The sequence below is a fragment of the Yunchengibacter salinarum genome (genome assembly GCF_037658235.1).
GTDB classification, from domain to species: Bacteria; Pseudomonadota; Alphaproteobacteria; order Sphingomonadales; family Kordiimonadaceae; genus Yunchengibacter; species Yunchengibacter salinarum.
In genome coordinates this window covers 55,782-75,733 of sequence record NZ_JBBJLN010000003.1, presented here as the reverse complement: position 1 = coordinate 75,733, position 19,952 = coordinate 55,782, and the positions used below count along the sequence as shown (strand labels likewise).

The window sequence follows — 19,952 nt, the reverse complement described above, 5'->3', positions numbered from 1 at the left end:
CCACGCGGGGGCCGGGCCGATCAGCCCTCCAGCCTGCTCAGGTCCAGTTCCCGGTTGCTGCCAAGCGGCACGAAGAACGCCTCTATGGTGTCGTCCGCCACATCCGCCAGCCGGGCGGGCTTCCAGACCGGCTTTTGGTCCTTGTCGATCAGAATGGCGCGCACGCCCTCGAAGAAATCATGGCCGTCCATCACCCGGTTCACCATGCGATATTCCATCACCATGGCATCCCGGAACCGGTCCAGATTTCTGCCCCGGCGCAACTGCGCCAGCGTCAGCTTGCAGGAGGTGGGCGACTTGGTGGTCAGAATGCCCCACTGCGCCCGGCACCAGTCGTCCCCATCCCGCAGCGACTCCATGATTTCCGCCATGGAATCGAAATCGAAATGGCGGTCCACCGCATCCAGATGGCGGGCCAGGGGCGCCGGTTCCGGCGGGGTGTGCATTTCGTCCAGCACCGCCCGCACATCGTCGTGGCAGGTGATCTCGGCCTTTGCCAGCGCATCCACCACGCCGTCCATGTCCGCACTGGCCATGGTGTGGGTGGCAATGCCCAGCGCGAACAGGTCTTCCCGCTTGATACGGGCGCCGGTAAGCGCCAGCCAGGTACCCGCCTCCCCCGGCAAGCGCGGCAGCATGAAGGAGCCGCCCACATCCGGGAACAGGCCCAGCCCGGTTTCCGGCATGGCGAACAGGGTCTTTTCCGTGGCGATCCAGAAATCCCCCGGCAGGGACACGCCCACGCCGCCGCCCATGGCGATGCCGTCCACCAGCGCCACATAGGGCTTGGGGAACTCGGCGATGGCCACATTCATCAGATATTCGCTGTGGAAAAAGCGCGCCCACTCGTCGCCGCCTTCCTGCCGGGAGCGGGCCACCTTGACCACATCGCCACCGGCGCAGAATGCCTTGTCCCCTGCGCCCATGACCACGACCGCCTGAATGGAAGGCCGGTTGCGCCAGTCCTTCAGCGCCTCCCGGATGGCGGTGCACATGTCCGCCGTCAGGCTGTTCAGCGCCTTTGGCCTGTTCAGGGTGATCAGGCCCAGCCCGTCGCGTTCCTCGATCAGAACCTCGTCACTCATGATACCCCCGCCCGTCAGTCTGCCAGAAGATGGCGGGCGATCACCACCCGCATGATTTCATTGGTGCCTTCAAGAATCTGGTGAACCCTGAGATCGCGCAGCAGGCGCTCGATCGGGTAATCCATCAGATAGCCATAGCCGCCATGCAGTTGCAGCGCCTGATTGACAATATCAAAGCCCCTGTCGGTCACGAAGCGCTTGGCCATGGCCGCCTTTGAGCCCGCATCAGGCGCCTTGTCGCTCACCTTCTGGGCGGCGGAGTACAGCATCAGCCGGGCCGCTTCCAGGTCCGTGGCCATGTCCGCCAGCTTGAACTGGGTGGCCTGAAAATCGGCAATGGCGCGGCCAAACTGCTTGCGGTCCTTCACATAAGCCAGCGCCTCGTCAAACGCCCGCTGGGCACCGCCAAGGGAACAGGCGGCAATGTTCAGCCGTCCGCCGTCCAGCCCCTGCATGGCGATCTTGAAGCCCATGCCCTCGGTGTTCAGGCGATTGGCGGCGGGCACGCGCACGTCATCGAAATTCACCTGCGCCGTGGGCTGGCTGTGCCAGCCGAGCTTGCGTTCATGGGCGCCGAAGGACAGGCCGTCCATGCCCTTTTCCACGATGAAGGTGGAAATGCCGCCCGCGCCCGCATCCCCGGTGCGCGCCATCACCAGATAGATATCGCTTTCCCCGGCGCCGGAAATGAAGGCCTTGGTGCCGGAGATCAGATAATCGTCACCGTCCTTCACCGCCTTTGTGCGCAGCGAGGCGGCATCCGACCCCGCGCCCGGCTCGGTCAAACAGTATGAGGCCATGCGCTCCATGGTGACCATTTGCGGCAGCCAGTGCGTTTTCTGGGCCTCGTCCCCGAAGGCGTCGATCATCCAGGCCACCATGTTGTGAATGGAGATCATGGCCGCCGTGGACGGGCAGCCATAGGAAAGCTGCTCGAAAATCAGCGCGCTGTCCACGCGGCTGAGGCCACAGCCGCCGCCCTCCTCGGACACATAGATGCTGGCAAAGCCAAGCTCCCCCGCCTCCTTGCCGATATGGGCGGGCCACTGGCCCTTTTCATCCCATTCATGGGCAAAAGGCGTGATGCGGTCACGGGTGAAATTGCGCGCCATGTCCTGTATGGCGCGCTGATCTTCGCTCAGGCGGAAATCCACGGGTTCCTCTCTCCCAAATTGCTCCCTGTCCATTTACATGGCGCGGAGCCGGGCATGTTTTCAAGACCGCAGACAGAAGACATGCAAAAGCGACCCGGTTTTGACATTTTCCAAACGAAGCACCCCGCCACCGGGAAATGCAACACCCCACTTGGGATAAACCAACCGCCCCACACCCCCACCAAAGCGACTCACCCGCACCAACACCGCCTCTACCGGTGCTGCCATACGGCAGCGCCGGAGGCCACGACCGTGGCCCGCCGCAAGTGCGGCGCCCCCGCGGAGCGTGTGCGTAGCACACTTGCGTGAGCGAAAACAAAGCCGCGACTCACAGACACCAACGTCGCCTCTACCGCCATCCCGCACACGCGGGATGAGCGGAGGCCACAAGCGTGGCCCGCCGCAAGTGCGGCGCCCTCGCGGAGCGCGCGCGATAGCGCGCTTGCGTGAGCGAAAACAAAGCCTGGCCGCGCAAGCGGCCAGGCTCTCGCCGCTTTAGGGCCCCGTGCTGCTCATTTCCTCGACCGGGCCCAGGTCCAGACCCTCAAGCTCGCTGCGGATGGTGTCCGCGTCACCCACGATCAGCCAGGTGATCCTGTCCGGGTGCAGGTGGGCCCGCGCGGCGGTCATCAGCTTGTCCGGGTCCATGCGGCTCAAACGGTCTTTCAGTGTGGTCACATGGTCCAGCGGGCGGCCAAAGCGGCTGTTGGACATCAGGTTATCCAGGACCGCGCCATTGGATTCGAAGCGGCCCGGCAGGCTGTTGACCCGGTTGCGCACCACCTTGGAAAGCTCCGCTTTCGTGGCGGGCGCATCGCCCAGATAGCTGTTTACCTCCGACAGCAATTCCGTCAGCGATTCCCCGGTCTTGTCGCTCTGCACCGGGGCATAGGCCAGCCACATGCGCTGGCCACGGGCATCAAAGGTGATGGTATAGGCGCCGTAGGCCCAGCCCTTGTCCTCGCGCAGGTTCATATTGACGCGGGCGGTGAAATTGCCGCCCAGAACGCTGTTGGCAATATTCAGCGGCAACTCGTCCGCCGCACCGGTGGGGGGCAGCAAAAGGCCGCCCAGGATCAGGGATTGCGGCGAACCGGGCCGATCCAGAATCACCACGCGGTCGCCGTCCGGCAGGTCCACGGGGGCCAGATTCTTGGTGGGAACCGGGCTTTCCGGCGCGCGCCAGTCCCCAAAGGCACGGTTCAGGGACTCCATGACCGTCCCCATGGCCACATCGCCCACCACGAAAACGGTCATATTGTCCGGGCGCACCCAGTCCCGGTGGAAGGCCACCAGATCCTCCCGCGCGATGGCCTGAATGCTGGCCACCGTGCCGGTGCCGGTCAGCGGATTGGCATAGGCGTGCCCGTCGCCGTACAGCAGCGGCGGCAGCGTGCGCAGACCAAGCTGCACGGGCTGCGCCTTTTCCCGGTTGATGCGGGCGATCCAGCGCTTGCGCAGGCGTTCCAGTTCAGTTGGGTCAAAGGCGGGGTTGCGGATCACATCAGCCGCCAGCCCCACGGACTCCGGCAGGTTTTCCGCCAGCGCGGTCAGCCCCACATGGGATGTGTCCAGCGTGCTATCGGTGTCGATCCGTGCGCCCAGATCGCGGATGGCATCGGACAGTTCCAGCGCCGAACGGCTGGTGGTGCCCTCGCCCATCATGCCCAGCGTAAAGCTGGCCGTGCCAGGCTTGCGCCCCTGATCGGCGGCATAACCCGCGTCCATCTGAAAGCCGAACCGCACCACAGGCACGGATTTGCGCCGGGCCAAAACCACCTTCATGCCATTGTCCAGCGTGGCGGTCTCAAGCGGCGGAAAGGTCAGGTCCGGCATCTCGCCCACGGCGGGCGGCTGGCTGCGATCCGCCCCGCCCCCGGCTGTTTTCAGGTCGCCAAAGGGGGTGACGGTGATCTGGTGAAACCCGCGAGACAGCCAGGACCGCGCCGCCTTCGACACGCCCTGACGGCGGGCATTTTCCAGCCAGTCCAGCTCCGTATTGATGAAGCCCGCATCCCCGGCATACAGCGTGCCACGGGCCAGCACCGCGCCAACGCCGCCAAAGCCGCCCATTTTCTCAAGGCCGCGCAACACATCCGCCCGCATGGTGGTTCTGGCGCGTTTCACCTGCGCGCTGGTGGGGCCTTTTTCCAGAAATTCGGCCATCACCTGATCCAGCAGGGCTTCCGCCTTTTTCGGATCGGCGCCGGGCTTCACATCCACCCGGACTTCAAAAATGCTGGCCAGTTCCTGACGTTGCAGGCTGGCACGTACACCGGTGGCGATCTCAGCGTCATAGACCAGCGCCTTGTAAAGCGGCCCCGTCTTGCCATTGGTCAGCACCTCGGCGGCCACATCCAGCCGCAGGGCATCCCGATCCGTGCGCGGCGCCACCGCCCAACTGCGGTAAATGCGGGATTGGGGCACCCGGTCCTGCATGGTTTCAAAGACGGATTGATCCTTTACCGGCACCCACTGCTTCAGGCGCTGCACCGGCGGGCCGGGCTCGATATCCCCGAAATAATGGCTCACCTTGTCGCGGGCCTCATCCACTGTGATGTCGCCCGCCAGCACCACCACCGTATTGGCGGTGCCATAATATTCCCTGAACCAGTTTTTCACATCGTCCAGCGACGCGGCGGACAGATCCTCCATGGAACCGATGGTGGAATGGCGATAGGGGTGCCCTGCGGGGAACAGCCCCTCGAGCTGGCGGTAGGTCACCAGGCCATAAGGTTCGTTGTCGCCCTGGCGCTTTTCGTTCTGCACCACGCCGATCTGATTTTCCAGCTTCTCCTGCGTGACGGCGCCGAGCAGATGGCCCATGCGATCGGATTCCAGCCACAGCGCCAGGTCCAGCGCCGGCTTCGGCACGGTTTCGAAATAATTGGTGCGGTCGAACCAGGTGGTGCCGTTCAGGTCTGTGGCGCCCACTTTTTCCAGCGGCTCGAAGAACTCCCCATCGAAGTTTTCCGACCCGTTGAACATCAGATGCTCGAACAGATGGGCGAAGCCGGTCTTGCCCTCCGGCTCGTTCTTGGAGCCCACATGATACCAGACTCCCACGGCCACCACGGGCGCCTTGCGATCTTCATGCACCACCACGCGCAGGCCGTTTTCCAGCGTGAAGGTGTCATAAGCGATTTTGAGCTCGCCCTCATCCCCCGCAGCAAAGGCCCCGGCCCCGCCGGTGGCCAGCAACAGCCCCCCGGTCGTCATGCGCCGCGCCCACCGCGCAGCCAGCGTCAACCACATCATCCTGATCAGTCCCCCGAATAAGTCGCGCGTTCCCGGCATGGGTGTGTTCCCGGCATGGATGCAATATCGAAGGGCCGGGCGCCAATCTCGCCATATTAAGCGGCGCCCCGCGCCCCCGGTCAAGCCCCGACGGCCCGACCAAACCAAGGATTAGCCACCCCGCCTGCCCACAGCAGCACCGGAAGCCGCGACCGCGCCACACCGCACCCGCACCAACATGGCCCGGAACACAGACCCATCCGACGGCCACAAGCGTGGCCCGCCGCCAGTGCGGCGCCCTCGCGGAGCGCGTGCGAAGCACGCTTGCATGAGCGGCAAAAAACCAGCCCCAACCCGCACCAACCTTGCCTCTACCGCCATCCCGCCACTGCACGGGATGGCGGAGGGCGCGACCGCGCCCCGCCGCAAGTGCGGCGCCCTCGCGGAGCGCGTGCGAAGCACGCTTGCGTGAGCGCAAACAAAGCCGGGCGCAAGCCGCCCGGCGTGAAATCATAAAACCTAAAACTCCCAGATTTCCGGGATCACCAGCACCGCCACCACCAGCAGGATCAAATTGAGCGGCAGCCCCACACGAACGAAATCGGTGAAGCGGTAATTGCCCGCATTGAACACATAAGTGTTGGTCTGGTAGCCGATCGGCGTGGCAAAGCTGGCGCTGGCGCCGAACATCACCGCCACCAGAAGCGGGCGGGCATCCACGCCCATCTGGTCGGCAATGCCGATGGCCAGCGGCGTCAGCAGTACGGCGGCGGCATTGTTGGACAGCAGTTCCGTCATCACACTGGTCATCAGATAGGTCATCGCCAGCACCGCCAGCGGGCCGAAGGCGGCCGCATGATCCGCCATGGTGGACACGATCAGGTTCGCCACGCCCGTGGTTTCCATCGCTTTTGACAGGCTGAGCATCCCGAAAATCAACAGCAGGATGCGCCATTCAATGGCCCGATAGGCCGCCTCCGGCGTAACGCAGCCACAGGCAACCACCAGTACGGTGGCGATCAGCGCCAGCCCGGCAATGGGCATCACCCCCGCCGCCGCCAGGCCGATGACGCCCAGAATGGCCATCAGCGAGACCCATGCTTTCCGGCGGTGCAGGGGCTTGTCGGCCACCGGGGTCAGGCGCTCCAGATCCTCATTGCGGAACAGTTCGTCCAGTTCATCTTCCGGCCCTTCCACCAGAAGCACATCGCCGTGGCGCAGGGTGAGATCCTCGAAATGACCGATGATGTGGTGGCTGGCCCGGTGAACCGCCAGAATATAAGTGCGATAATAGCGGCGATAGCGCAGGTCCGCCGGGCGTTTGCCGATCAGGTCGGACATATGGCTGACCACGCCTTCCACCACTTCCGTGCGCCGGGTGTCCACCGGCTCGCCCCCCGGCACCGCATCCGGCGCGGGGGTCAGGTGCAACAGGCGGCGAACCGCCATCAGATCGGCGCGACTGGTGCGCAGCACGATGCGGTCACCGGCGCTCAGCGGCACATCCCGAAAGGCGGATTTGCCGGTGCCGGGCACGCCGGTGTCGCCGATGATTTGCCGCGCTTCGCTATCCTCTTCCAGGCGGGCATCCGCCCGGCGGCGCCCCCGGCCGATCACGTCCGCCATGCGGCTGCGAAACCCCCTGGACACGGAGCGGCTGCCCCGCCCCTCACGCACCAGGTCCACCACGTCGCAGCCGATCGAGTCCGGTATATTGACCTGGTTCAGCGTGCGCCCCACCAGCGGCGAGCCCGAAGGCACCAGCATTTCGGCGATGAAATTCTTGCGCCTGTCCTCGTCCACAAGCTGCTGCTGCATCATTTCCCGCTTTGGCAGCAGCTTGCGCCCGATCACCGCCAGATAAACCGCGCCCACCCCCGCCACCACAAGCCCGGCGGGGGCGATCTCGAACATGGTGAAGGGGGTCATCCCCCGATCCGCCGCCATGCCCGCCACCAGAATATTGGTGGAGGTGCCGATCAGCGTGGTGGTGCCCCCCAATATGGCCGCATAAGACAAGGGGATCAGATATTTACTGGAATAATCGCCCAGTTCCTTCGCCACAGCGATGATCACGGGCGCCATCACGATCACAATGGGCGTGTTGTTCATCATGGCCGACGACACCATCACCGCCCCCAGAAGCCCCACCAGCGCCAGAAACTGGTTGCGTGCCGCCACGTTCAGCACCTTGCGGCCAATCAGCGCGATCACGCCGCTGCTTTCCAGCGCCGCCGACAACACGAACATGGCGGCGATGGTGATGGGGGCGGCGCTGGAAAACACGCCGAGCGCCTGTTCGGTGCTGATGATGCCCGTGGCGATCAGCGTTGCCATGGCGCCCAGGGCTACCATGTGGGGCGGATAGGCATCGCGCACGAACAGCACGAACACGCCGACCAGAATGGTCAGGGTAAGGATCATATCCGAATCCATCGGCCCCAGAAGCGTGTCCGGCATCAAGCACCCGTGCCAAGCCAGGTGGATAAAACGGGCCGGATACGCACCGCGCGCACCCGACCATTCCCATTATCACCTTGGCCCGAAAGCCCCCGGCTTCAAGGTTGCCCGCCGGGCCGGGTCAGTTTCCCAGCGTCGGCATGGTGAAATCGGCGCTGGACGGCATCCCCTCAGGCCAGCGGCTGGTCACCGTCTTGGTCTTGGTGTAGAAGCGCACGCCTTCCATGCCGTGCTGGTTGATGTCGCCAAAAGCGCTGTTCTTCCAACCGCCGAAGCTGTGAAAGGCCAGCGGCACCGGGATCGGCACATTGATGCCCACCATGCCCACTTCCACAGCATCGGCATAGGCGCGCGCCGCCCGGCCATTGCGGGTGAAGATGGATGTGCCATTGCCATATTCATGGGCGCTGGGCAGGGCCATGGCCTCATCAAAGGATTCGGCCCGCACGATCTGCAATGTGGGGCCGAAGATTTCATCCTTGTAGGAGCGCATATCGGGCGTCACATGGTCGAACAGGCTGCCGCCCAGATAAAAGCCGCCCTCATAGCCCTGCTGGCTCTGCTGAAAACCGCGGCCGTCCACCACCACGTCGGCGCCCTCACTCTCGGCCAGGTCGATATAGCCTTTCACCTTGTCGCGGTGCTCGGCGGTCACCAGCGGCCCCATGTCGGCGCCCTTGTCGAAACTGTGGGAGACGGACAGTGCCTCCACCCGCGGCGTGAGCATGTCGCGGAGCGTGTCCGCCGTTTCCCGGCCCACGGGCACGGCCACGGAAATCGCCATGCAACGCTCGCCCGCCGAGCCATAGGCGGACCCGATCAGGGCATCCGCCACCTGTTCCATGTCCGCATCCGGCATGATGACCATATGGTTCTTGGCCCCGCCCATGCACTGGGCGCGTTTGCCATGGGCGGTGGCGGTGGCATAGACATGCCCGGCAATGGCGGTGGAGCCCACAAAGCTCACCGCCCTGACCCGCTCGTCGGTGCACAGCGTGTCCACCGCTTCCTTGTCGCCATTGACCACATTGAACACCCCCGGCGGCAGACCCGCTTCCGCCCAGCAGTCCGCGAGCATCATGGGCACGCCGGGGTCCTTTTCCGACGGCTTGAGCACGAAACTGTTGCCGCAGGCTATGGCCACGCTGGACATCCACAAGGGGATCATGGCCGGGAAATTGAACGGCGTGATCCCCGCCACCACGCCCAGCGGCTTGCGCATGGAATACATGTCGATGCCGGCGGAAACATTGTCGCTGTATTCCCCCTTCAGCAGATGGGGGATGCCCTGAGCGAACTCCGCCACTTCCAGGCCGCGCTGCACATCGCCCTGCGCATCGGAAAACACCTTGCCGTGCTCGCTGGCCAGCACCTCGGCCAGCGCATCCTTGCGGTCATACAGGATGCGCACCAGATTTTGCAGCACCCGCGCGCGCTTCACCACGCTGGTGCCCGCCCAGTCGGGAAAGGCGTTTTGGGCGGCGGCGACAGCGTTTTCCACCTCGCCCCGGTCAGCCAGAGCCACCCGGCCCGCCTCGGCGCCGGTGCTGGGATTATAAAGCGGCCCGAACCGGCCACTGGTGCCGCTTACGCGCTGGCCCGCGATATAATGGTCATGCTGGATCATGGTCTCTCTCCCCCTTGGCGTGCGATCGGGCCGCGACGACCCGCTCCTCCATCCCAAGGGGGTAGCGCCCGTTCGGGGGAAAGGCCAAGGCTTTTTTTGTTTGAAGGCGGCCCCCGTCTCTCTGTATTCAGGGGTCTGCCATGCTGGCAGCCAGCCCTTGCGGCGCCGCTGAACACCGCACAAATCGGGAGCCCCCATGCCCAAGCCCGCGCCGCACCCGGCCAAGCTGATCCTGAAGCGCCCCTGGCTGCTGCCTGTGTGGCTGCTATCCCCGTTGACGGGTGCCAAGTCCTTTCGGGACAATCCGGTTCTGGCCAGCCATATCGCCAACCGGCTGGGATTGCATGTGGCGCGGGTGATGCTGGCCCATCTGGTGGCCCGCCTGCGCTGGGCGCTGCTGACCCCGCTGATGGACAGACAGGCCCGTCGGCGCTTCCACCGGGATGGCTTCGTGGTGTTTGAAGATGCGCTCGACCCCGAAACCATCGCCGCCCTGCGCGCGGACCTTGAAATCGCCGACGGTACCGGCCTGGACGTGCGCGCCATGCAGCAGGGCAACACACTGACCGAACGGCTGTTGCTGGACCGGCTCGCCCTGGCCCGGCTGCCCGCCATTGACCGGGCCCTGAAAGCCGCCCGCATGGGCCGCCGCGTGGCCTATGCGGCGGGCAAGGCGCGCGCGCCCCTTCTTTATGTGCAGCGCATCCGCAACGGCGCCGTGGCGGGCGGGTCCGACCCGCAGAAAACCCTGCACAGCGACACCTTTCATCCCAGTGTGAAGGCGTGGCTGTTTCTTCAGGATGTGGCGCCGGAAGACGGGCCGTTCACCTATGTGCCCGGCTCCCACAGGCTGAGCTGGCGGCGACTGGCCTTTGAATACCGCAAAAGCCTGACCGCCCGCACCGCGCCGGACGGCTATTCGGAAAAGGGTTCGCTCAGGCTGCGGGAAGCCGATCGCAAGGCCATGGGGCTGGCCGACCCGATGGGCCTGTCGGTCAAGGCCGGTACGCTGGTGGTGGCCAACACCCATGGCTTCCACGGGCGCGGCGCCGCGCAGGAAGGGCGCGGGCGCCTGGAACTGTGGGCCTATGCCCGGCCCACCCCGTTCAATCCGCTGCCGGTGCCATTGCTGCCATTGGCCGCGCGGCTGGACACATGGGGATTGCGGGCCTATCGCGCCTGGCAGGACCGGCGCGCGGCCCGGCGCGGTGCCCAGCCCAGTTGGCGGACCATTCCGCTGGGCCGCCTGACCGAACCGCCGACCGAACCATCCACCGGCCAGCCCGACCGGCCTGACCGGCCCGCGATCACCCCTTGAGCGACCGGGCGAAATCCAGTACCGAACGGGGTATCTTTCATGTCCCCGACCCCGTCCATCAACCGGAACAGAGCGGAAAAAGCCCATGACCCTGCATGAAATCGCCGTCATCGTTCTGGCCGCCGGCAAGGGCACGCGCATGAAATCCCGCACCCACAAGGTGCTGCACCCCATTGCGGGCAAGCCCATGATCCGCCACCTGACCGACACGGTGGAGCGGCTGTCGCCCGACCGGCGCATTCTGGTGGTCGGCGCGGGTCGGGAGCAGGTGGAGGCCGCCCTGCCCCACTGGCAGATCGCGGTGCAGGAGGAACAGCTCGGCACCGGCGATGCAACACGCGCCGCCCTGCCCCATCTGGAAGGCTTCACCGGCGATGTGGTGGTGCTGTACGGCGATGTGCCCTTTGTGCCGGAAAGCGTGATGACCGCCATGCTGGAGGCCCGCCGCGCCAGCGCCAATACGGGGCTGGTGGTGCTGGGCTTCACACCGCGCGACCCGGCCCGCTATGGGCGCCTTGTCACGGCGCCCGATGGCGGGCTGGAAAGGATCGTGGAATACAAGGATGCCAGCGTCGCCGAAAAGGCCATCAAGCTGTGCAACAGCGGCATGATGGTGGTGGATGGCGCCCGGCTCGAAGGCTGGCTGGGCGAGTTGACCAACGACAATGCCGCCGGGGAATTCTATCTGACCGACCTGGTGGCGCTGGCCCGGCGGGACGGGCGCGACGTGGCCGTGGTGGAAGCCCGCGAGGGCGATGTGCTCGGCATCAACAGCCGGGCGGACCTGGCGCGCGCGGAAGCCTTTTATCAACACCGCCGACGGCATGAGGCCATGGACGCGGGCGTCAGCCTGCAAGACCCGGACAGCGTGATCTTCGCCCATGACACGGTGCTGTCCCCGGATGTGACGGTGGAGCCCCATGTGGTGTTCGGCCCCGGTGTGAGCGTGGCGGACGGCGCCACCATCCGCGCCTTTTCCCACCTGGAAGGGTGCCGGGTGGACAGCGGCGCCACGGTGGGCCCCTATGCCCGGCTGCGACCCGGCACCACGGTTGGCGCGGATGCCCGCATCGGCAATTTCGTGGAAGTGAAAAAGGCCGGCATCGGCGCGGGCGCGAAGGTGAACCATCTGTCCTATATCGGCGATGCCACTGTGGGCGCCGGGGCCAATGTGGGCGCGGGCACCATCACCTGCAATTATGACGGCGTGAACAAGCACCATACGGAGATCGGCGAGCGGGCCTTTATCGGCTCCAACAGCGCGCTGGTGGCGCCGGTGACCATTGGCGCGGGCGCGCTGGTGGGCGCGGGCAGCACCATCACGGCGGACATTGCGCCCGATGCGCTGGGGCTGACCCGCGCGCGGCAGACCGCCCGCCCCGGCGGCGCGGCGCGTATGCGTGAGAAAGCGGCATCGGAAAAGGCCGCCCGGTCCATGGCGGATCACCGGTCCAACACAGATCAAACGGAGTAAAGCGTCCATGTGTGGCATTATCGGGATAGTGGGCAACGCCCCCGTGGCGGATCGGCTGATCGACAGCCTGCGGCGGCTGGAATATCGCGGCTATGACAGTGCGGGCATCGCCACGCTGGATGAAACCGGCCATCTGGACCGGCGCCGCGCGGTGGGCAAGCTGAAGGCGCTGGAAGCCGTGGTGGCGGACCATCCGCTGCCCGGCCTGACCGGCATCGGCCACACCCGCTGGGCCACCCACGGCGCCCCGACGGAGGCCAACGCCCACCCCCACATGACCGACCGGGTGGCGCTGGTTCATAACGGCATCATCGAGAATTTTCGCTCGCTCAGGGATGAACTGAAAGACGCGGGCATCACCTGCGAGGGTGAGAGCGATACGGAGGTGATCACCCGCCTTTACACCCGCCTTCTGGAGGCCGACCCCGACCCGATCAGCGCCTTTCACACCCTGCTGGACCGGCTGGAGGGCGCCTTTGCCCTGGCGGTGGTGGTGCACGGCGCACAAGACCTGTTGCTGGGCGCCCGGCGCGGCAGCCCGCTGGTGGTGGGCGTCGGCGAGGGGGAGCATTATCTGGGCTCGGACGCCCTGGCGCTCGCCACGCTGACCAACCGGCTGATCTATCTGGAAGAAGGCGACCGCGTGGTGCTCAGCCGGGACAGTGCCACCATCACGGACGCGCACGGCAAGGCGATGGAGCGGCCTGTTACCCTGTCCCACGTATCCGGCGCGCTGGTGGACAAGGGCAATCACCGCCACTTCATGCAAAAGGAAATCTACGAGCAGCCCACGGCGGTGGCGCAAACGCTGGGCCGCTATCTGGACCATAACAAGGGCGCCGTGGTGATGCCGGGGCTGGATGTTGATGCCGCCGCCCTGCCACAGGTGACGCTGATCGCCTGCGGCACCAGCTATTATGCGGCGCTGACGGCGCAATACTGGCTGGAAAGGCTGGCCCGCATTCCGGTGCGGGTGGATATCGCATCCGAGTTCCGCTACCGGCACCCGGTGTTCACCGAAGGCGGGCTGGCCATCTTCATCAGCCAGTCCGGCGAAACGGCGGACACGCTGGCCGCCATGCGCCATGCCAAACAGGCGGGGCAGACCACGGCGGCGATCGTGAATGTGCCGGAATCCAGCATGGCACGGGAAGCGGATGTGGTGCTGCCCACCCATGCCGGGCCGGAGATCGGCGTGGCCAGCACCAAGAGCTTCACCTGTCAGCTTGCCGTGCTGGCGGCGCTGTCGGTCTGGCTGGGGCACCGGCGCGGCCATCTGGATGCGGCCATGCAGGCGGACCATGTGGACGCGCTGGGCGAGACGCCGAACAAGATCAGCCGCGCGCTGGCCGCCGCCAAGGCGATCGAGGCCATCGCGGTGAAGATCGCCCATGCGCGGGACATCCTGTTCGTGGGCCGGGGCATTCACTATCCCATGGCGCTGGAAGGGGCGCTGAAGCTGAAGGAGCTGAGCTATATCCACGCCGAGGGCTATGCCGCCGGGGAACTGAAGCACGGCCCCATCGCCCTGATCGACGAGGACGTGCCGGTGATCGGCATAGCCCCCCGCGACCGGCTTCAGGACAAGACCGTCTCCAACCTTCAGGAAATCATCGCCCGCCACGGCAGGGTGATCGTGTTCACGGACGACACAAAGGCGTTGGGCATGGAGGGGCTGACCGCCGCGCTGGACCTGCCGGAAGCCGGGGAGCTGACCGCGCCCTTGATTTATGCCATACCGATCCAGTTACTAGCCTATCACACCGCCGTGGAAAAGGGCACGGACGTGGACCAGCCCCGCAATCTGGCGAAATCCGTCACCGTCGAATAAGGGAGAGGCCTCATGGCCCTGACACTGCACCATCTGAAGCAATCCCGCTCCCGCCGTCTTGTGTGGCTGGTGGCGGAGCTGGGCGCGGACGTGGATGTGGTCTCTTATGATCGCAACCCGGAAACCGGCCTGGCGCCGGAAGACCTGCAAGCGGCGCATCCGCTGGGCAAGGCACCGGTGCTGACCGGCGACGATGGGCTGAAGCTCGCCGAAAGCGGGGCCATCGCGCAATATCTTCTGGCCCGTTTCGATGGCGGCCACCACCTGCACCCGCGGGAGGACGACGCCGACTTTCCCCGCTATCTGGAATGGATGCACGCCGCCGAAGGGTCGCCCTTCCTGCCCGGCCTGATCGCCTTTTATCTGCAAAAGTTCGACCTTTCGGACAGCCCGCTCGCCGCCTATATGGAAAGCGAGCGGGCCAAGGCCGTGGCCCATGTGGAACGCCATCTTGGCCAGCACGCCTATTTCGCGGGGGGCAGCTTCACCGCCGCCGACTGCATGATGGGCTTCATGCTGGACATGGTGGCCGCCAGCGGCGCGCTGGACAGCCTGCCCGCCATCAAGGGCTGGCACGCCCGCATTGCCGACCGGCCCGGCTATCAGGCCATGCTGCAGGTGGGCGGCTGATTCTTATACCTCGTCCGCGCCGCCCGCGTCGCCCTCAAGGCTGGCCATCAGGGCGCCTAGGTCCGTGTTCAGGCGGTCGGACCAGAGGGGGCCGAGTGTGGCATCCAGCCGGGCATCCAGCTCCGCCAGCAGGGCGCGGGCGTCGGACATGACCCGCTCCCCTTCCGCGGTGAACAGGATGATCTTGCGGTTGCGCTTCTCCGGGTCCGGCTGTTGCTCCAGCCAGCCCTTGCGGGCCAGGTCCGTCACCGTCTTGGCCACCATCTGGCGGGACACACCCAGCGCCCGCGCCACGCTTGAGGCATGATTGACCCCGCAATCAAGCTGCCCCAGAAAATCCAGCGCGGACGCCGTGATGCCGCCGTGGCCGCGCCCATGCAGGCCCGCCACCAGCCAATCCATCAGCGCGCCATGCGCCCGGCCCAGCATAAGGGCAAGGGCGAGGCTGCGGCTGTCCGGCATGGGCAGGTCGGTTTTGCGGGATGTTGACAAATCGGTTGACAAGGTAGGCCGCCCTTTCTATGTTGTCACCATAGTTGACAAGATGGAGACTAAGCCATGCCCACCCTGAAAACAATCCTGCGTTTGAATGCGGCAAGCTGCCTGATCTTCGGCGCCCTGTTCCTGGCCCTGCCCGGCGCCGTGGCCACCTTTCTGGGCACACCGCCCGCGCCGGGCTGGGTGATCGCGGCGCTGGGGGCCGTGCTGATCGTCAATGGCGGGCACCTGCTGCACACCAGCACCACCGACCTGCCGCCCAAAGCCCTGATCCTGTATTTCAGCTTCGGCGATTTCGCCTGGGTGCTGGCCACGCTGGCCCTGATCGGCACGGGAATATGGATCACCACCACCCCCGGCCTGGCCGCATCGCTCGCCGTGGCGGCGTTTGTGGGCACCATGGGCGTCATACAAATGTTCGCCCGCAAAGCGCTGGGCCATTGTTAAAGGGGGGGGCACTCCCGTACAGTCCGTGGCGGTGGTGCGGCAGTCCACCAAAACCACTTTCGGGAATGAGCTTAGCGCCAATCAACAACCTAAAAATTTACTCTTGCACCCAAGAGATGATTATGATTTGGTGTCTTAAGCTAAAAATAGAGGTTTCTGAATGAAGTCTGTAGCGTTTTTCAATAACAAAGGGGGAGTTGGAAAAACAACTCTTATATGCAATTTAGCGGCTTTCGCAGCACAGCAAAAAAGCCAAAGAATATTGCTAGTTGACGCGGACCCCCAGTGTAATGCAACTCAATACATGTTTGACGAAAAACACATTAACCATTTATATAATGAAACAAAAACGCACACCTTATATAGCACAGTGAGTCCCTTAGCAAAAGGTAAGGGTTTTTCGAAAGATACAAAAATTCATTATTCTCCTAATTTCGGATTTGACGTGATTGCTGGAGACCCAAGACTTGCACTAACTGAAGACTTATTAGCGAGAGATTGGAGTTCTGCGATTAGCGGTGACATTAGAGGGATACGTACATCAATATTATTTCATGAGTTGATACAGAGATATAAAGAAGATTACGATTTTGTCTTTTTTGATGTAGGGCCTTCTCTCGGGTCGATTAACAGGGCGGTCCTACTCGCTAGCGATTATTTTATAAGCCCTATGTCAACTGACATCTTTAGCCTAAAAGCAATAGAGAATATTGCGGCTTGGTTTGCTGATTGGCTGAAAAAATGGGAAGATATTATACAAAAAACTGATTTTGATGAAGATGATTTACCTGTATCTTTACCTAGCGATTTAATCTTTTCTGGCTATGTCGTACAACAGTATATAGCAAAAACTGACAAAGATGGGAAAAGGCGTGCAGTAAGAGCGTATGATGACATACTGAAGAAAATAGATAAAACTATAAAAAATAATTTCACGGGAGATATGGGAATAAATGTCCAAAGTGAGAATCTTTCATTAGGTGAAATTCAAAACCTACATAGTTTAATTCCTTTATCCCAAACATCACGCAAACCAATATTTAATTTGAGCAGTCGCGACGGGATTGTTGGCGCTCATTTTGGTAGAGTTAAGGAATCTATTGGCATATTCAGTACAATATTTGAGAATTTCGAACGTAATCTGGTGTAATTATGAATCAATTGCCAAATTCATTAATTAGTGATTTAATAAGAAAAAATGTTGTCATTATTATTGGATCAGGTGTGTCAAATAATTCCGTTTCTTTAGACGGAAGCAGAAGACCCCCACTATGGGAGGAATTTCTTGAGAGGGGATTAAACAGGATCGGAACTAGAGGGACACAGCATATTAAAAGAGCCCTGAAATCCAAGGATTACCTCCATGCCTGCGAATGGATAAAGAATCGCATGGACGATGACTGGGTGCCATTTTTAAGGGAAGAGTTTTTGACACCAAATTACAATCCTTCTACTTTACATAAAAAAATATTTGATTTAAATCAAAGAATTGTGATTTCGTTAAACTTTGATGAAATTTACGAAAAATATGCTCGCAATATAACTGATCAAAATATCAGCGTAAAAAAATACAACGAAACTGATTCATATCAGTTTCTTAGAGACGACAACTATTACATAATAAAAGCCCATGGGGACATTAACGAACCCAATAATATCATATTCACTAAAAAAGATTACTCAGAATCTAGAGTGAAATATTCTCACTTTTACGATGTATTGGACGCTTGCTTTTTATCCCATACATTACTTTTTATTGGATGCGGAATTGACGACCCTGACTTTAATTTGATTCTTGAGAATCAAAATTTCAAATATCCGGAAGCTCAGTCACATTATTTATTCGCACCTCAAGCAACCCATCAAGATATGCAAGATTCTTTAAAAAAGAATCGGAATATAAAATGCATAACGTATAAATCTAGAAATAATCATAAAGAATTAGAGTATTTAATTGATGATATGGTTTTTGAAATAGAAAATAAACTCAGTTAATCATTATCCTTTCCCCTTGTATGTCCGCGTTCCCGGTTTGCCGCCCTTGGCGCGGCCTTTGGGGCGGGATGGGGTGGGGGTGCCGGGTTTGGTGGTGGCGCCGATGCCCAGGTCGCCTTCTTCCAGTTTGCGGATTTCGTCGCGCAGGCGGGCGGCTTCTTCGAATTCCAGGTTTTCGGCGGCCTTTTTCATGCGCTCGGTCATGTCGGTGATGTGGGCCTGCACATTGCTGCCGATCAGGGTGCCGTCTTCCACGCCGGTTTCCACGGTCACATAGTCGCCCTCGGCGGCGTGTTCCATGATGTCGCCGATCTGCTTCTTGATGGATTGCGGCGTGATGCCGTGTTCGGCATTGTATTCAAGCTGCTTGTTGCGGCGGCGCTCGGTTTCGTCCAGGGCCGCTTTCAGCGCACCGGTCACCTGATCCGCATACAGGATCACCCGCCCGTCCACATTGCGGGCGGCGCGGCCAATGGTCTGGATCAGGGAGCGGGCGGAGCGCAGGAAGCCTTCCTTGTCCGCGTCCAGAATGGCCACAAGGCCGCATTCGGGAATATCCAGCCCTTCGCGCAGCAGGTTGATGCCCACCAGCACGTCAAAGGCGCCAAGGCGCAGGTCCCGGATGATTTCGGTGCGTTCCAGCGTGTCGATGTCCGAGTGCATGTAGCGCACCTTCACGCCGTTCTCGAACAGATATTCGCTCAGGTCCTCCGCCATGCGCTTGGTGAGCGTGGTCACCAGCACGCGCAGGCCCTGTTCCGCCATTTTCTTCGCCTCGTGCATCAGGTCGTCCACCTGATGTTCCACCGGGCGCACTTCCGTGATGGGGTCCACAAGGCCGGTGGGGCGGATCACCTGCTCGGTGAACACGCCGCCTGTGCGCTCCAGCTCCCAATCCCCCGGCGTGGCGGAAACAAAGACCGACTGGGGCCGCATGGCGTCCCATTCCTCGAACTTCAGGGGGCGGTTGTCCTTGCAGCTTGGCAGGCGGAAGCCATAATCCGCCAGTGTCTGCTTGCGCTTGGCGTCCCCCCGGCTCATGCCGCCCACCTGGGATACGCTCACATGGCTTTCATCCACGAACAGCAGGGCATTCTCCGGCAGATATTCAAAGACGGTGGGCGGCGGCTCCCCCGGATTGCGGCCCGTCAGATAGCGGCTGTAATTCTCGATCCCCGCACAGGTGCCGGTGGCCTCCATCATTTCCAGATCGAAGGTGGTGCGCTGTTCCAGCCGCTGGGCTTCCAGCAGCTTGTTTTCGGCTTCCAGTTCCTTCAGGCGCTGCTTCAGCTCCGTCTTGATCTGGGTGCGGGCCTGATCCAGCGTGGGGCGCGGGGTCACATAGTGGCTGTTGGCGTATATCTTCACCTGATCCAGCGTGCGCAAGGTTTCGCCGGTCAGCGGGTCGAACTCAACGATTTCCTCCACCTCGTCGCCGAACATCATCAGCCGCCAGGCCCGGTCCTCATAGTGGCTGGGGAAGATGTCCATGGTGTCGCCGCGCATCCGAAAGGTGCCGCGCTGAAAGGCGGCGTCGTTGCGCTTGTACTGCATGGCGGTCAGGCTGCGGGCCAGGTCGGTGGTGTCGATCTCGTCCCCCGCCGACAGGGTTTTGGTCATGGCGGTATAGGTTTCCACCGAGCCAATGCCGTAAATGCAGGAAACCGAGGCCACGATGATCACATCGTCCCGCTCAAGAATGGCGCGGGTGGCGGAATGGCGCATCCGGTCGATCTGCTCATTGATGGAGGCTTCCTTCTCCACATAGGTATCGGTGCGCGGCACATAGGCTTCCGGCTGGTAATAATCGTAATAGGATACGAAATATTCCACCGCGTTTTCGGGGAAAAACTGCTTGAACTCGGTGAAAAGCTGGGCCGCCAGCGTCTTGTTGGGCGCCAGAATCAGCGCCGGGCGCTGCGCCGCCTCGATCACCTTGGCCATGGTGTATGTTTTGCCGGAGCCGGTGACACCCAGCAACACCTGATCCTGCTCCCCGTCCCGCACGCCGGCCACAAGCTCCTTGATGGCGGCGGGCTGATCGCCGGCGGGCTCATAGTCGCTCACCACCTTGAAGCGCCTGCCGCCCTCGGACTTTTCCGGGCGATCCGGGCGATGGGGGGTGAAGCTGGCGGGGCTGTCGTCCGGCATCGGGGTACCTTTCAGCTTATGGCGCGCGCCTGCATGAGTGTGGCC

Annotated in this window: 14 protein-coding genes; 7 read left to right on the top strand and 7 right to left on the bottom strand. The window is 62.3% G+C overall.

Annotated elements, in window-relative coordinates; genetic code table 11:
- Positions 1–20: 20 nt before the first annotated feature.
- From WGH93_RS03920 to WGH93_RS03900, 5 genes are all read right to left on the bottom strand, one after another.
- The gene (locus WGH93_RS03920; protein WP_374763553.1) at positions 21–1,085 is read right to left on the bottom strand and encodes an enoyl-CoA hydratase/isomerase family protein; all 1,065 of its coding nucleotides are present in this window, start codon (positions 1,083–1,085) and stop codon (positions 21–23) included.
- Between the two features lie 14 nt (positions 1,086–1,099).
- Positions 1,100–2,272 carry an acyl-CoA dehydrogenase family protein gene (locus tag WGH93_RS03915; RefSeq protein WP_374763552.1) on the bottom strand — a complete coding sequence of 391 codons (1,173 nt, stop codon included), beginning with the start codon at positions 2,270–2,272 and terminating at the stop codon, positions 1,100–1,102.
- Positions 2,273–2,734: 462 nt separating this feature from the next.
- On the bottom strand, positions 2,735–5,458 hold the full coding sequence (locus tag WGH93_RS03910; RefSeq protein ID WP_374763551.1) for a M16 family metallopeptidase: 2,724 nt from the start codon (positions 5,456–5,458) through the stop codon (positions 2,735–2,737).
- A 537-nt stretch (positions 5,459–5,995) separates the two neighbouring features.
- The gene (locus WGH93_RS03905) at positions 5,996–7,936 is read right to left on the bottom strand and encodes an SLC13 family permease (protein WP_374763550.1); all 1,941 of its coding nucleotides are present in this window, start codon (positions 7,934–7,936) and stop codon (positions 5,996–5,998) included.
- 121 nt (positions 7,937–8,057) lie between these two features.
- On the bottom strand, positions 8,058–9,563 hold the full coding sequence (locus WGH93_RS03900; RefSeq protein WP_374763549.1) for a CoA-acylating methylmalonate-semialdehyde dehydrogenase: 1,506 nt from the start codon (positions 9,561–9,563) through the stop codon (positions 8,058–8,060).
- 196 nt (positions 9,564–9,759) lie between these two features.
- Between WGH93_RS03900 and WGH93_RS03895 the strand changes: the two genes are divergently transcribed.
- From WGH93_RS03895 to WGH93_RS03880, 4 genes are all read left to right on the top strand, one after another.
- Positions 9,760–10,881 (top strand): phytanoyl-CoA dioxygenase family protein, encoded by a 1,122-nt coding sequence (locus WGH93_RS03895; RefSeq protein WP_374763548.1) that lies wholly within the window; start codon positions 9,760–9,762, stop codon positions 10,879–10,881.
- 85 nt (positions 10,882–10,966) lie between these two features.
- Positions 10,967–12,355 (top strand): bifunctional UDP-N-acetylglucosamine diphosphorylase/glucosamine-1-phosphate N-acetyltransferase GlmU, encoded by a 1,389-nt coding sequence (gene glmU, locus WGH93_RS03890; RefSeq protein WP_374763547.1) that lies wholly within the window; start codon positions 10,967–10,969, stop codon positions 12,353–12,355.
- Positions 12,356–12,362: 7 nt separating this feature from the next.
- The gene (glmS, locus tag WGH93_RS03885; protein ID WP_374763546.1) at positions 12,363–14,186 is read left to right on the top strand and encodes a glutamine--fructose-6-phosphate transaminase (isomerizing); all 1,824 of its coding nucleotides are present in this window, start codon (positions 12,363–12,365) and stop codon (positions 14,184–14,186) included.
- Positions 14,187–14,198: 12 nt separating this feature from the next.
- Entirely contained in the window at positions 14,199–14,816 is a 618-nt protein-coding gene (locus tag WGH93_RS03880; RefSeq protein ID WP_374763545.1) for a glutathione S-transferase family protein, read from the top strand.
- 3 nt (positions 14,817–14,819) lie between these two features.
- Here WGH93_RS03880 and WGH93_RS03875 read toward each other — a convergent pair whose 3' ends face one another.
- Positions 14,820–15,320, bottom strand: coding sequence for a MarR family winged helix-turn-helix transcriptional regulator (locus tag WGH93_RS03875; protein WP_374763544.1), 501 nt, complete (start codon positions 15,318–15,320; stop codon positions 14,820–14,822).
- Positions 15,321–15,374: 54 nt separating this feature from the next.
- On the opposite strand from WGH93_RS03875, the gene WGH93_RS03870 reads away from it, so the two are divergent.
- From WGH93_RS03870 to WGH93_RS03860, 3 genes are all read left to right on the top strand, one after another.
- Positions 15,375–15,761, top strand: coding sequence for a hypothetical protein (locus WGH93_RS03870; RefSeq protein ID WP_374763543.1), 387 nt, complete (start codon positions 15,375–15,377; stop codon positions 15,759–15,761).
- 160 nt (positions 15,762–15,921) lie between these two features.
- Positions 15,922–16,911, top strand: a complete 990-nt coding sequence (locus WGH93_RS03865) for a ParA family protein (RefSeq protein ID WP_374763542.1) — start codon at positions 15,922–15,924, stop codon at positions 16,909–16,911.
- A 2-nt stretch (positions 16,912–16,913) separates the two neighbouring features.
- Positions 16,914–17,756, top strand: coding sequence for an SIR2 family protein (locus WGH93_RS03860; protein ID WP_445530150.1), 843 nt, complete (start codon positions 16,914–16,916; stop codon positions 17,754–17,756).
- A gap of 3 nt (positions 17,757–17,759) precedes the next feature.
- Here the strand turns inward: WGH93_RS03860 and uvrB are convergent, their stop codons facing one another.
- Positions 17,760–19,907 carry an excinuclease ABC subunit UvrB gene (gene uvrB, locus WGH93_RS03855; RefSeq protein ID WP_374763541.1) on the bottom strand — a complete coding sequence of 716 codons (2,148 nt, stop codon included), beginning with the start codon at positions 19,905–19,907 and terminating at the stop codon, positions 17,760–17,762.
- Between the last annotated feature and the right edge of the window lie 45 nt (positions 19,908–19,952).

Coding starts and splice junctions, on each gene's coding strand:
- WGH93_RS03920 (WP_374763553.1), bottom strand. CDS start 1,085: ATGAGTGACGAGGTTCTGATCGAGGAACGCGACGGGCTGGGCCTGATC.
- WGH93_RS03915 (WP_374763552.1), bottom strand. CDS start 2,272: ATGGACAGGGAGCAATTTGGGAGAGAGGAACCCGTGGATTTCCGCCTG.
- WGH93_RS03910 (WP_374763551.1), bottom strand. CDS start 5,458: ATGACGACCGGGGGGCTGTTGCTGGCCACCGGCGGGGCCGGGGCCTTT.
- WGH93_RS03905 (WP_374763550.1), bottom strand. CDS start 7,936: ATGCCGGACACGCTTCTGGGGCCGATGGATTCGGATATGATCCTTACC.
- WGH93_RS03900 (WP_374763549.1), bottom strand. CDS start 9,563: ATGATCCAGCATGACCATTATATCGCGGGCCAGCGCGTAAGCGGCACC.
- WGH93_RS03895 (WP_374763548.1), top strand. CDS start 9,760: ATGCCCAAGCCCGCGCCGCACCCGGCCAAGCTGATCCTGAAGCGCCCC.
- glmU (WP_374763547.1), top strand. CDS start 10,967: ATGACCCTGCATGAAATCGCCGTCATCGTTCTGGCCGCCGGCAAGGGC.
- glmS (WP_374763546.1), top strand. CDS start 12,363: ATGTGTGGCATTATCGGGATAGTGGGCAACGCCCCCGTGGCGGATCGG.
- WGH93_RS03880 (WP_374763545.1), top strand. CDS start 14,199: ATGGCCCTGACACTGCACCATCTGAAGCAATCCCGCTCCCGCCGTCTT.
- WGH93_RS03870 (WP_374763543.1), top strand. CDS start 15,375: ATGCCCACCCTGAAAACAATCCTGCGTTTGAATGCGGCAAGCTGCCTG.
- WGH93_RS03865 (WP_374763542.1), top strand. CDS start 15,922: ATGAAGTCTGTAGCGTTTTTCAATAACAAAGGGGGAGTTGGAAAAACA.
- WGH93_RS03860 (WP_445530150.1), top strand. CDS start 16,914: ATGAATCAATTGCCAAATTCATTAATTAGTGATTTAATAAGAAAAAAT.
- uvrB (WP_374763541.1), bottom strand. CDS start 19,907: ATGCCGGACGACAGCCCCGCCAGCTTCACCCCCCATCGCCCGGATCGC.